The following is a 12,151-nucleotide window of genomic DNA, read 5'->3' as shown; positions in this document are numbered from 1 at the left end:
GCGACGTGCATCATGGTCGCCGTGGGAACGGAGACGTGGCGCCGTACGCCGGGGCAGGGGAAGTACGCCAAGCCGGAGCGCGAGCGGCGCTTCCTGGTCACCGGTACGCCGGAGCCGCTCGAGCAGTCGCGCCTGATCGAGGACCGCTACCTGGACGGCGGCACGCTGCGGGTGCGGGCCGTCCGCGGCGAGGGGGAGCCGGTCTTCAAGCTCACCCAGAAGGTGAGGCCGGACGTGGACGATCCGTCGATCGTCGCGATCACCAACCTCTACCTGTCCGAGGACGAGTACCGGATGCTGGTGGCGCTGCCGGGCGCCGACCTGGTGAAGACCAGATCGCTCTGCGCCGGGTTCGCGGTGGACGTCTTCCACGGCCCGCTCGCAGGCCTGGTGCTCGCCGAGGTCGAGGTCGAGGACCTGGAGGCGGATCTCGTGCTGCCGGCCTGGCTCGGGGCGGAGGTCACCCGCGACGACCGCTACTCCGGGGGAGCGCTGGCCGCGGGTCGGGCGGTTATCTGACGAGCACACCGGCTGAGCACACAATCCAGGGGCTGCGACAAAAAACTAGATATTGTCATCACCCGCGACTTGTGGTTTAGTTTTGTCAGGAGACAGGAACTCACCCCAAGGCGGCTGAAGGCATGAGCGTTCTCGACCAAGTCATCACCAAGGCGCAGGCGACGATCCCGATGCAGCGCCAGGTCCAAGGGCTGCACCTGTTCCAGAAGGCCAAGAGGCTGGTGCTCGGCAGCAACCAGCCGGTCTTCGTCGAGGAGCAGATCCCTGACGTCGACCAGGTCGAGCTGACCGACATCGACCTGAGCAACCCGTTCCTCTACGGCCAAGGTCAGTGGCACTCCTACTTCAAACGGCTGCGGGACGAAGCGCCGGTGCACTTCCAGGCCAACAGTGCCTTCGGCCCGTTCTGGTCGGTCACCCGGTACGACGACATCATCACCGTCGACAAGGACTTCGAGCGGTTCTCCGCGGAGCCGCAGATCGTGATCGGCAGCCCGCCGGAGGGTCTGGACGTCGAGATGTTCATCGCCATGGACCCGCCGCGCCACGACCAGCAGCGCGCCTCGGTCCAGGGTGTCGTCGCTCCGCAGAACCTCGAGGAGATGGAGGGGCTGATCCGCTCCCGCGTGCAGGAGGTGCTGGACGACCTTCCGGTGCACGAGCCGTTCGACTGGGTCGACCACGTCAGCGTCGAGCTGACCTCGCGGATGCTCGCCACCCTGCTCGACTTCCCGTACGAGGAGCGCCGCAAGCTCGTCTACTGGACCGACCTCGCAGCCGGCAGCGCATCGGGCACCGGCGGCTCGAACGACCTGGACGAGATGTACCGGGGCATCGGCGACATGGCGAAGAGCTTCAGTGACCTGTGGCACGACAAGGCAGCCCGCCGCGCTGCAGGCGAGAAGCCCGGCTACGACCTGATCACCCTGATGCAGATGTCCGAGGACACCAAGGACCTGATCAACCGCCCGATGGAGTTCCTCGGCAACCTGATCCTGCTCGTCGTCGGCGGCAACGACACCACCCGCAACTCGATGTCGGGCGGCGTGTACGCGCTCAACCAGTTCCCGGACCAGTTCGACCGGCTCAAGGCGGACCACGGGCTCGTGACGAAGATGGTCCACGAGATCATCCGCTGGCAGACGCCCCTGGCCCACATGCGCCGCATCGCCACGCAGGACACGGTGCTGAACGGCCAGTTCATCCGCAAGGGCGACAAGGTCGTGATGTGGTACGCCTCGGCCAACCGAGACGAGCGCACCTTCGAGAACCCCGACGACTTCATCATCGACCGCCAGAACGCGCGCCACCACCTGTCGTTCGGCATCGGAACCCACCGCTGCATGGGCAGCCGCCTGGCCGAGATGCAGCTGCGGATCCTGTGGGAGGAGCTGCTGGCGCGGTTCGACGACATCGAGGTCGTCGAGGAGCCGGAGTACCTGCAGTCGAACTTCGTCCGCGGCTACACCAAGATGATGGTCACGCTCACGCCGATCGGCGAGGAGCGACGGTCCGGTCCTCGCAAGGCGGCCGCGCCGAAGACCGCGCGCATCCCGTCCCGCGAAGGCTGGGTCACGAGCACCGCCGAGAGCGAGGTCGACCTGCGGATCGAGGCCCGCCGCGAGGTCGCCGAGGGCATCGTCGAGCTCACCCTCGCCGACCCGACCGGCGGACAGCTCCCGTCCTGGACTGCCGGCGCCCACATCGACCTCGTCCTGAGCTCCTCGCTGACGCGGCAGTACTCGCTGTGCGGCAGCACGGCAGACGAGAGGTCGTGGAAGGTCGGGGTCCTCCGCGACCCGAACAGCCGCGGCGGGTCGGCGCACGTCCACGACAAGCTCGTCGAGGGTTCGACCATCCGCGTGCGGGGACCGCGCAACCACTTCCCGCTCGTTGCCTCACCGCGCTACCAGTTCATCGCCGGCGGCATCGGCATCACCCCGATCATCGCGATGATCGAGGCGGCCGAGGCGCGCGGTGCCGAGTGGAGCCTGCTGTACGGCGGTCGGACCCGGGCATCGATGGCGTTTCTCGATCGGCTCGAGGGTGACGACCGCGTGACGGTCTGGCCCCAGGACGAGAAGGGTCTGCTCGACCTCCCGGCGGTCCTCGGGACTCCGCGGTCGGACACGCTGGTCTACTGCTGCGGACCGGGCGTGCTGCTGGACGCGGTCGAGGAGAACTGCGAGGCCTGGCCCGAGGGCAGCCTGCACCTGGAGCGGTTCGCGGCCAAGAAGGTCGAGGCCTCCGCGGACGCGCTGGACACGTTCGAGGTGGAGTGCTCGCGCTCGGGCGTGACCGTGTCCGTGCCTGAGGGCATGTCGATCTTCGACGCCGTCGAGAAGGCGGGCGTCGACGTGATGGGCTCCTGCATGGAGGGCATCTGCGGCACCTGCGAGGCCGACGTGCTCGACGGCAAACCCGACCATCGCGACTCGGTGCTGTCCAAGTCCGAGCGTGAGCGTGGGGACACCGTCATGACCTGCGTCTCTCGCTCGCTGTCGAAGAAGCTGGTGCTGGACCTATGAGCTACCCCCAGGACTGCTGGTACGTCGCCGCGACCTCCGACGAGGTCGGCGACGGGTTCACTCCGCGACGCATCGTCGACACCTCCGTCGTGCTGTTCCGCCTCTCCGACGGTTCGGTGGCGGCGCTCGAGGACCGGTGCGCTCACCGCCCCTACCCGTTGTCGGCCGGCCACCGCGAGGGTGACCTGGTCGTCTGCGGGTACCACGGCTGCACCTACGACGCAGCGGGCCGCTGCGTGCGCGTGCCGTCCCAGGACAACCCGCCGTCGGGCGCCCAGGTGCGTTCCTTCCCGGTCGTCGAGCGCGGTCCCTTCATCTGGGTCTGGACCGGAACCCCGGGTGGCGAACGGCTTCGTCCTCCACCGTCGACGCCTTGGCTCCAGGGAGACGGATGGGGCAGCGTCGGGGAGCTGCGCACGGTGGCCGCCAACCTGCTGCTGCTGCACGAGCACTACCTCGACCTGACCAACGTCTTCGAGATGCACCCGGAGATGGTGCCGCCGGGCATCGAGGCGCTCCCTCCGATGGAGGAGGTCGAGATGTCCGAGGTCTCGGTGTCCTACACGCGTGAGCTGCCGAAGGCTCCGCTCGCGCCGTGGGAGGCGCAGGTCTCCGGGCTCACCAGTGCAGAGTCGTTCGGCCGCAAGGAGACCGGCACGTTCGTGACGCCGGGCCTGCACAAGCAGACCTACACGATCACCGGTTCCGACGGTCCCGAGCTCGAGCTGGTCCGGACCCACGGCTTCACCCCCGAGTCGGCAGGCACCACGCACGTGTTCGTCCAGATCTCCTGGCGCGGCGACGCGGTCTCGCCCGACGTGGGCACGCAGCTGGCCGACGTCTTCGCTGAGATGGCCGACCGCGACATCTCGGTGCTCGAGACCATGCAGCGCTGTCTCGACGAGGACACCGCGCCGCGCCGCTACGTCAACGTCAAGGCTGACCGCGCCGCCCTGCGGGCGCGCCGGATCATGCAGTCGATGATCGAGGAAGAGCGCGGTCGCTAGGGTTTCGACAAGCTCAACCAGCGATGAAGCCGTGGATCGTGCGCTTGATCCGGTCCACGGCCTCGTCGATGCCGACGGTCGGTTGCAGCACGTGGCTCATGGTCAACCGGACCATGGTGTCGACCATGGCCTCCGATGCGTCGCCGAGGGCTTCGCCGATCGCCTGGGTGGCCTGGGCCAGGACCGCCTCGGGCCGGACCGTGAGCAGCTCCAGGAGCTCGGGATCGTGACCGGGCCGCAGGATCGCCTTCAGCACGTCGTTGGTCTCGCCGTACTCCAGGGCGAACCGGGCGGCCGCGCCGAGACCCTCGACCGTGTCACCCGGGTGGGCAGCAAGCCCGTCGCGTACGCCGGCGAGGAAGCGGTCGACCTCGCGGTGGACGACGGCCTCGCCGAGCTCGGACTTGGTGCCGACCTCCTTGTAGAGGCTCTGGCGGGGGACACCCGAGCGCTGGGCCACCTTGGTCATGCTCAGCCGGTCCCACCCCTCCTCCGTGATGATCGCGACGGAGGCGTCGAGCACACGCTCGAGGCGCAGGGCCCGGAGCTCGTCGTAGAAGGCGGGAGTGCTCATGTGACCCAGTCTACGACATCTTGTGCGTTCATGTCGGAAACGGCGACACAGATAAATGGTTTGTCTCAGGCGAGGAATCTGCGCACGGCCTCGAGTGTGTCTGCTTCTGCCGGCGTCTTGTCGTCGCGGTACCGAAGGACCCGGGCGAACCGGAGGGCGACGCCGCCCGGGTAGCGCGTCGATCGCTGCACACCGTCGAAGGCGATCTCGACGACCTGCTCGGGGCGCACCGTCACGACCCAGCCGTCGTCGGACACCTTGAGCTCGGTGAACCGCTCGGTCTGCCAGGCCAGCATCTCGTCGGTCATGCCCTTGAAGGTCTTGCCGAGCATCACGAAGTCGCCGGTCTCGGGATCGCGGGCACCCAGGTGGATGTTCGACAGCGTCCCGCGCCGTCGGCCCGAGCCCCACTCGACGCCGAGCACGACCAGGTCCAGGGTGTGTCGCGGCTTCACCTTCACCCAGGCAGCGCCACGCCGCCCGGCTTCGTAGGGAGCCGTCGGGTCCTTGACGATGACGCCTTCCTGGCCGCCGGCCACCGCCTCGTCGAAGAACCGGGTCGCGGTCGCGGTGTCGTCCGTGGCGATCCGCTCGGTGCGGAACGCGGTCGGGACGATCTCGTCGAGCCGGGACCAGCGTTCGTGGCCAGGTCGTTCGATGAGTGCCTCGCCCCCGACGGCGAGCAGGTCGAAGAAGTACGGACGCGCGAGCGTGCCGCCCTGGGAGGCGGTCTCCGAGGCCGTCTCCTGGAACGGACGCGGGCGGCCGTCCTCGGCGACGAGCAGTGCTTCGCCGTCCAGGATCAGTCCATCGGCCGGCAGTGCGCGAACCACGGTCACGACGCCGGGCAGCCGTTCGGAGATCTCGTCGAGGCTGCGGGTGAAGACGAGGACCTCCTCGCCCTGCTTGTGCACCTGGATCCGGATGCCGTCGAGCTTGGTGTCCACGACGACCGCGTCGCCGAGTGCGGCGACGGCTTCAGGCACGGAGGGTGCCGAGGACGCCAGCATCGGTCGGACGGGCCGGCCGACCACCAGGTCGAAGGCGGCGAGCGCGTCGACCCCGCCGGTCATCGCTGCTACCGCGATCGGTCCGGTGGGAGCGCTGAACATCGCGGCCCGACGCACGACTGCCAGCGGGACGTCGGCAGCCGCGGCGATGGCGTCGAGCATCACCGAGTCGAGAGCCCCCTGGCGCACTCCGCCGGTCATCAACGCGCGCAGCAGGTCCTGCTCCGCGTCCGTCAGCGCGGCGAAGAGGTCGTGCACCGCTCGCTTGCGGGCCAGGGAGGAGCCCATGCCGGAGAAGGCGGCGATCTGCTCGAGGGCCGCGTCGATCTCGAGCAGGCCGACCGAGGCGACCCGGGCGGGCGGTGGCAGGTCGGCCAACCCGCGCCAGCCGACGCCGGTCCGCCGCTGCCGGAGTGTCCCGGAGAGATAGGTCGCGACCAGGTCGATCTCATCAGCAGGCGCAGCGCTCAGCAGGTCGGCGATCAACGCGCGCTTCTCCAGCCGGGAGCGCGTTGCCGCGACGGCGGTCGAGACGCGAGCGAGGTCGGCCAGGTGCATGAGTCCATCCTGCCGGTTCCCGCCGACAGCCACGGTTCCGTCGGGGAGGATCGGGGTAGGGAGGAACGCATGCGCATCAAGGCCGCGGTAGCGGCGCTCGTGGCAGCAGCAGTGCTCGCCCCGGCGCCGGGAGCCACGGCGTCGTCGACCAGGACGATCACCCTCGACGGGGTGTCGGTCGCGCTGCCGCAGGGCAGCAGCCAGGTGATCACCGTCCGGCACACCCACGGCACCTACGCGATGGTGACGCTGTGGACGCAGGTGAACGGTCGCTGGGAACGCATCGCCCGCACCGCGTCGGGGCGTACCGGCTACGGCGGTCTGGTCGACGGGACCAGCCGGAAGCAGGGCTCCGGGACCACGCCGCTCGGCACCTACAACCTGCCCTACACGTTCGGGAGCCAGTCCCCGCACGCCGGCTGGTCGATGCCGTACAAGAAGTTCGACGCCAACGACTACTGGGTCGAGGACAACACCTCGGCGTACTACAACCGCTACCGCAGCCGGGAGCTCGGCGGGTTCCGCTGGAACCTGGTCTCCCCGGTCAACGGGTCCGAACGCCTGGCGGCGTACCCGACGCAGTACCTGATGAGCGTCGTGGTCGCCTACAACTACTACAACCCGGTGCACTACCGCGGTGCCGGGATCTTCCTGCACGTCAACGGGAGGGGCGCGACCGCTGGCTGCGTCTCGGCGCCGAGCTGGTTCATGCTCGTCGTGATGCACGACCTCAGCCCGAACCGGAAGCCGGTCATCGCCATCAGTCGCTGACGATCCTGGGGGAGCGGTGGCCTAGGTTGGCCCGGTGACCGACCCCGCCCTGGAAGCCAGCCGCACCTGGACACCGGCGTGGCCGTGCCCGGTCGGCTCGGTGCTCGGGGTGCACCGTCGAGGCGCCGGCGATCCGACGTACCGGGTGCTTGCAGACGGTACCCACGCGCGGGCGCTGCGCACGCCCCAGGGTGCGGCGACGTTCCAGGTCCAGCCGCTCGACCTCAACGGCGAGATCCAGGCCAGGGCCTGGGGGCCGGGCGCGGACTGGGCGCTGGACGCGCTGCCGGCCATGCTCGGGGCGGACGACGACGTCTCCGGCTTCGACCCCCAGCACCCGGTCCTGGCGGCAGCCTGGCGGCGACTCCAGCACTGGCGGCTCGGACGGACCGGGCTGGTGATGGAGTCGCTGGTGCCGACGATCATCGAGCAGAAGGTCACGGGTCAGGAGGCGTTCGGGGCGTTCCGGAAGCTGGTGCGCCAGCACGGTGAGCACGCGCCCGGACCGCTCGGCCTGATGCTGCAGCCGACGCCCGAGCAGTTGCGCGCGATCCCGTCGTGGGAGTGGCTGCGCCTGCCGGTCGACGGCGGCCGGTCGCGTCCGCTGCTCGCCGCGTGCCGGGTGGCTGATGCTCTCGAGCGTGCCGGCGCGGGTTCACCCGAGGAGTTCGACCGCAGGGTCCGCACGTTGCCCGGCATCGGGGTGTGGAGCAGCGCCGAGGTGCGCGCGACCGCGCTCGGCGATGCGGATGCCGTCAGCTTCGGCGACTACCACGTCGCCAAGGACGTGGGCTGGGCGCTCACCGGCGAGGACGTCGACGACGACGCGCTCGCCGAGCTGCTCGAGCCGTACCGTCCGCACCGGCACCGGGTGCAGCACCTGGTGGCCGCCTCCGGAAACGGAAGACCCCGGCGGGGTCCGCGGATGGCTCCGCGGACACACCTGCCGGGGTCTACCCGTTAGTGCTGGTGGATCAGTCGCCCGGCAGCGAGATGTAGCTCGCCGCGACACCCAGCTGGATGTCAGCGCCGACCGGCAACCCGAACTTGGCGACGGACAGGATCACCCGGACGCCGACCACGGCCGCGTAACCCGGCGTGGTGATCTGCTGGTTGACCCAGACCTGGCCGATGCCGAACAGGTAGATCTGGGTGTTCGGCTTGACGTCGATCGGGATCTGCTTGCCGCCGATCACGAGGTGGACGAAGTTCGTCCGGGCCTCGGCGACGTCGCCACCAGCGGTGTGGTTGACGTGGGTCGCCACGTTGATCGCATCAGCCTTGATCGCGCCTCCGAGGAGGTTGATGTTGGCGATGTCGGCCCCGGTGTTCGCATCCGCGTAGCCCGGGATGGTCTTGCCGTTGACCAGCGTCTGCAGGACGCCGAGGGTGGCGACCTTCGGGACGTTCACCGCAGCGGTGGAGTTGGTGTACGGCGTGCCGTTGGTGCCCTGCGACGGGAGGCTGACCATGCCGGTCGGCTGCGAGAGGACCTTGATGTTGTCGCCGGCCTTGACCCCGATGAAGGTGCCGTAGGCGAAGCCACCCACCGGGAGCGCGTCACTGGTACCGGCCGGGGAGACACCCGCCTGGGTGCGGGCCAGCCAGATCTCGGCGCCGGCCGGGGCGTTGCCCTGGGCCTTGAGCAGCGTCAGGTGCAGCGCGGAGCCCTGCTCCTGGATCGCCTTCGGGCCCTTGGTCTCCTTGGTCTCGTTGATGACGATCGAGACCAGGCCGGGGATGGTGACCTTGGTGTTCGCCGGGATGTTCACCGGGTAGGACTTGCCGCCGATGGTCAGGTTCACGAACGTGGTGTTCGCGGTACCGGCGAGCTTGATGCCCGAGGTGGTGCTGTCCGCGGCGGCGGAGGTGGAGCCGTCGATCGCGTCGACCTTGATGGCACCGTTCAGCAGGTTGATGCCGGCGATCTTCACGCGGGAGGTGATCTTCACGCCGTTGCCGTCAGAGCCCGGGTTGGTCCAGCGCTCGGCGACCTGGCCGCTCTCCACGGCACCGACGTCGAGCAGGCTCGCGAGGTGCACGGAGGCGATGGTCGAGGTGTGCGAGTTCGGGACGGCGGAGTCGGCGAGGTTCGACGCGACGGTCGGACCGGAGCTGATCGTCGTACCCAGCGCATTGATCTGCGTGCCACCGGACGAGCCTTGGTAGACCCACAGCTGCGGGTCGGCCGCGCTGGCCGGTGCGACGGCGGCAGCGGCGCCAGCCGTCACGACGAGGGCGGCAGCGCTCAGGGCGGATACGAGTCGGCGCACGAAGCACCTCCAGGGGGATAGGGAATCGGGACGCCGAGACGCCCGAACGGGAGGGAGGACTTGAGTATGTCACGACTCCTGACACACGAAACCCAGGCGTATCGCTAATCAGCAACGAAGAACCGAAATTTGTGCTGTGTTCAGCCTTCCGTTCTGTAAACGGCTGTGACAGTCTCCGTTACACCCGGGGGAGCCTCCCGCCCCGGCAGGGAGAGGAGACAGCGCGTGCAGCACCTCGCCGCAGCCGTGGGCCGGTGGGATCCCGCCGTGCTCGCCGCCGCGGACGACGACACGCTGACCGCGCTGCTCGGGACCGCTGAGCTCCGGGCCGAGGCCGTTGCCGCTCTGGTGGCAACGTTGTCCAACCAACAGGGGCCGTGGACTGGACCACCTGGCGTCGTGCGTGTCGAGGTGGAGCTGCCCGCGGGTGGTCGCGAGTCGTGGTCCGTCCGCTTCGGCCCGACCGGGGTGTCGCTGGTCGACGCCGATCCGCAGGTCTGTCTCCGGCTGCCGCTGGCTCCGGCCGTCCGGCTGGTCACCGGCCAGGCCGACGGCGCCCTGCTCTACCTCTCCGGGCTCCTCGACGTCGTCGGCGACGAGGACCTGCTGCTCGCGATCGGCACCCGCGTCACGACGGCCAGCGGTCGACCGCTGATCGATGCTGCGGCTCTCGACCCCGTCGCCGTCTCCTCCGCGATCGAAGGTGCCCGCACCGAGCACCTCGCTGCGGTGATGGCCGGCGGCTTTCGCGAGCTGGTGCTGACCGAGGTCTTCCGGCGCGTCCCCGAGTTCGTCATCGCCGAGAAGGCGGAGCGGGTACGGGTCGGCGTCGGCTTCGAGATCGGCGGCAGGCCCGACGGCGACGTCGACCGGTACGTCGTCCGCATCACCGACGGCGCGTGCACCGTCCTGCCGGACGCCGGAGTCGACGAACCGGTCGACGCGACCCTGGTCCTCGAGGGGCACGAGTTCCTGCGCCTGGTGCTCGGACACCTCAACCCGGTCAGGGGAGTGGTCTCCGGCCAGCTCCAGGTCCGGGGCCAGGTTCTCAAGGCGCTGGGCTTCAACTCGGTGATGCGGATCCCGGGAAGCCAGGGTGCTTGATCGATGACAAGATCACTGGCACAGTACCGCTGCAATCCAACTGTGACCTGCGTAACTCCCGGCACCGGGCGACGTTTTGCAGGATGCAGGCGGCCATCGAGCAGTGGGAGGCAGAGATGAGCAGTATCGCCATCCCCGGCCGCACCCAACTCGACCACCTCCTGGACCGTGCGCGCAAGGGTGTGATCACCAGCGGTGAGCTGGTCGTCCTCGGGGTCGAGTCGATCCAGGCCATGGCCTCGGACATCGCCCGCCGCAAGTTCTCGTGGGAAGAGTTCATGCTGCAGGCCTGGTTCATGACCCGGGTCTCGCTGCTCCCGACGATCCTCGTCGCGATCCCGTTCGGCGTCATCACCTCGGTCCAGATCGGCGCGGTCGCCAATCAGATCGGCGCCACCTCGTTCTCCGGCGCGGTCAACGGCATCGGCGTGCTCCGTCAGGGCGCACCCTTGGTGACCTCGCTGATGATCGCCGGCGCCGTCGGCTCCGCGATCTGCTCGGACCTCGGCGCACGCACCGTGCGCGAGGAGATCGACGCCCTCAAGGTCATGGGCATCTCGCCGGTCCAACGTCTCGTCGCACCCCGCGTGCTGGCGGCCCTCGTCGTCGCCGAGCTGCTCACCGTCATCGTCTCGATGACCGCGATGACCACCGCCTACGTGATGAACGTCGGTGGCGGCTCGATCAGCTCCGGCGCCTACCTCGACTCCTTCATCTCCTTCAGCAACCCGATGGACTTCTTCCTCGCGGAGTTCAAGGCACTGCTGTTCGGCTTCATCGCGACCATCGTCGCCTCGCACAAGGGACTGCACGCCAAGGGCGGCCCGAAGGGCGTGGCTGATGCGGTCAACGAGGCCGTCGTCCTGTCCGTCATCATCCTGGCCGCGGTGAACGTCGCGATCACGCAGGCCTACGTGATGGTCTTCCCGGCGAGCATCACATGAGCGCCGCCGACAGCCCGACGCCGCGACCCAGCGTCGCCGACTACATCGTCAAGATGGTCGACGGGCTGATGACCGCTCTCGCCCAGATCGGTGACTTCGGCACCTTCTGCGCGCGCACCGTCGCCTCGATCCCGATCACGATCAACCGCTACCACCGCGAGGTGCTGCGCCAGCTCAAGGACATCGCCTGGGGTTCGGGCGCCCTGGTCGTCGGCGGCGGCACCATCGGCGTCATGGTGCTGCTGGCGCTCTCGGCCGGTACGTCGCTCGGCATCGAGGGCTTCAACGGCCTGGAGATCGTCGGCCTCGCGCCGCTCACCGGCTTCATCTCCGCCTCGGCCAACACCCGCGAGCTCGCCCCGATCATCGCGGCGCTGGCGCTCGGCTCCCAGGTGGGCTGCCGCTTCACCGCCCAGCTCGGCTCGATGAAGATCGCCGAGGAGGTGGACGCCCTCGAGGTGATGGCGATCCCGCCGATCCGCTTCCTGGTCACGACCCGCGTGATCGCCACCGGCATCGCGATCCTGCCGCTCTACCTGATCGGCCTGATCGGCTCCTACATCGCCTCGGCGCTCTCGGTCGTGGTCCTGTTCGGCCAGTCGCCGGGCCAGTACGACCACTACTTCTCCACGTTCATCCTGCCGCGCGACGTGTTCCTCTCGGTGGTGAAGATCCTGGTCTTCTCGACCGCGATCGCGCTGATCCACTGCTGGTACGGCATGCGCGCCAGCGGCGGTCCGCAGGCGGTGGGTGAGGCGACCGGCCGCGCGATCCGCGCGAGCATCGTCTCGGTCGTCCTGCTCGACATGGTCATGACGCTGCTCTTCTGGGGCAGCGCGTCCGGCTTCCGGGTCTCGGGGTGA

At 69.0% G+C, this 12,151-nt stretch carries 11 protein-coding genes; 8 read left to right on the top strand and 3 right to left on the bottom strand.

The features are described 5' to 3' along the window. Positions 1-21: 21 nt before the first annotated feature. From EFL95_RS11415 to EFL95_RS11405, 3 genes are all read left to right on the top strand, one after another. The gene (locus EFL95_RS11415; RefSeq protein ID WP_148045030.1) at positions 22-519 is read left to right on the top strand and encodes a CYTH domain-containing protein; all 498 of its coding nucleotides are present in this window, start codon (positions 22-24) and stop codon (positions 517-519) included. A gap of 122 nt (positions 520-641) precedes the next feature. Further along, a complete protein-coding gene (locus tag EFL95_RS19915) occupies positions 642-3,047 on the top strand; it encodes a cytochrome P450/oxidoreductase (RefSeq protein ID WP_123234078.1) in 2,406 nt (801 codons plus the stop codon). Further along, positions 3,044-4,054: an aromatic ring-hydroxylating oxygenase subunit alpha gene (locus EFL95_RS11405; RefSeq protein ID WP_123234077.1), complete on the top strand. Its 1,011-nt coding sequence runs from the start codon at positions 3,044-3,046 to the stop codon at positions 4,052-4,054. The genes EFL95_RS19915 and EFL95_RS11405 overlap by 4 nt, the downstream gene beginning before the upstream one ends. A gap of 13 nt (positions 4,055-4,067) precedes the next feature. Here the strand turns inward: EFL95_RS11405 and EFL95_RS11400 are convergent, their stop codons facing one another. Then, positions 4,068-4,628: a TetR/AcrR family transcriptional regulator gene (locus EFL95_RS11400; RefSeq protein WP_123234076.1), complete on the bottom strand. Its 561-nt coding sequence runs from the start codon at positions 4,626-4,628 to the stop codon at positions 4,068-4,070. 65 nt (positions 4,629-4,693) lie between these two features. Then, positions 4,694-6,196, bottom strand: coding sequence for an ATP-dependent DNA ligase (locus EFL95_RS11395; protein ID WP_123234075.1), 1,503 nt, complete (start codon positions 6,194-6,196; stop codon positions 4,694-4,696). Between the two features lie 69 nt (positions 6,197-6,265). Between EFL95_RS11395 and EFL95_RS11390 the strand changes: the two genes are divergently transcribed. Beyond that, the gene (locus tag EFL95_RS11390; RefSeq protein ID WP_123234074.1) at positions 6,266-6,967 is read left to right on the top strand and encodes a L,D-transpeptidase family protein; all 702 of its coding nucleotides are present in this window, start codon (positions 6,266-6,268) and stop codon (positions 6,965-6,967) included. A 34-nt stretch (positions 6,968-7,001) separates the two neighbouring features. Next, positions 7,002-7,931, top strand: coding sequence for a DNA-3-methyladenine glycosylase family protein (locus EFL95_RS11385; RefSeq protein ID WP_246004911.1), 930 nt, complete (start codon positions 7,002-7,004; stop codon positions 7,929-7,931). Between the two features lie 10 nt (positions 7,932-7,941). Here EFL95_RS11385 and EFL95_RS11380 read toward each other — a convergent pair whose 3' ends face one another. Next, entirely contained in the window at positions 7,942-9,240 is a 1,299-nt protein-coding gene (locus tag EFL95_RS11380; protein WP_123234073.1) for a choice-of-anchor P family protein, read from the bottom strand. 225 nt (positions 9,241-9,465) lie between these two features. On the opposite strand from EFL95_RS11380, the gene EFL95_RS11375 reads away from it, so the two are divergent. From EFL95_RS11375 to EFL95_RS11365, 3 genes are all read left to right on the top strand, one after another. Next, complete coding sequence (locus tag EFL95_RS11375; protein ID WP_123234072.1) at positions 9,466-10,344, top strand: SCP2 sterol-binding domain-containing protein; 879 nt, start codon at positions 9,466-9,468, stop codon at positions 10,342-10,344. Positions 10,345-10,460: 116 nt separating this feature from the next. Next, a complete protein-coding gene (locus tag EFL95_RS11370) occupies positions 10,461-11,288 on the top strand; it encodes an MlaE family ABC transporter permease (protein ID WP_123234932.1) in 828 nt (275 codons plus the stop codon). After that, positions 11,285-12,151: an MlaE family ABC transporter permease gene (locus EFL95_RS11365; protein WP_246004910.1), complete on the top strand. Its 867-nt coding sequence runs from the start codon at positions 11,285-11,287 to the stop codon at positions 12,149-12,151. The genes EFL95_RS11370 and EFL95_RS11365 overlap by 4 nt, the downstream gene beginning before the upstream one ends.

The sequence above is a fragment of the Nocardioides marmorisolisilvae genome, assembly GCF_003725775.1.
Taxonomy (GTDB): Bacteria; Actinomycetota; Actinomycetes; order Propionibacteriales; family Nocardioidaceae; genus Marmoricola; species Marmoricola marmorisolisilvae.
The sequence above is the reverse complement of the archived record's forward strand: the minus strand, read 5'-3'. Positions and strand labels throughout refer to the sequence as shown.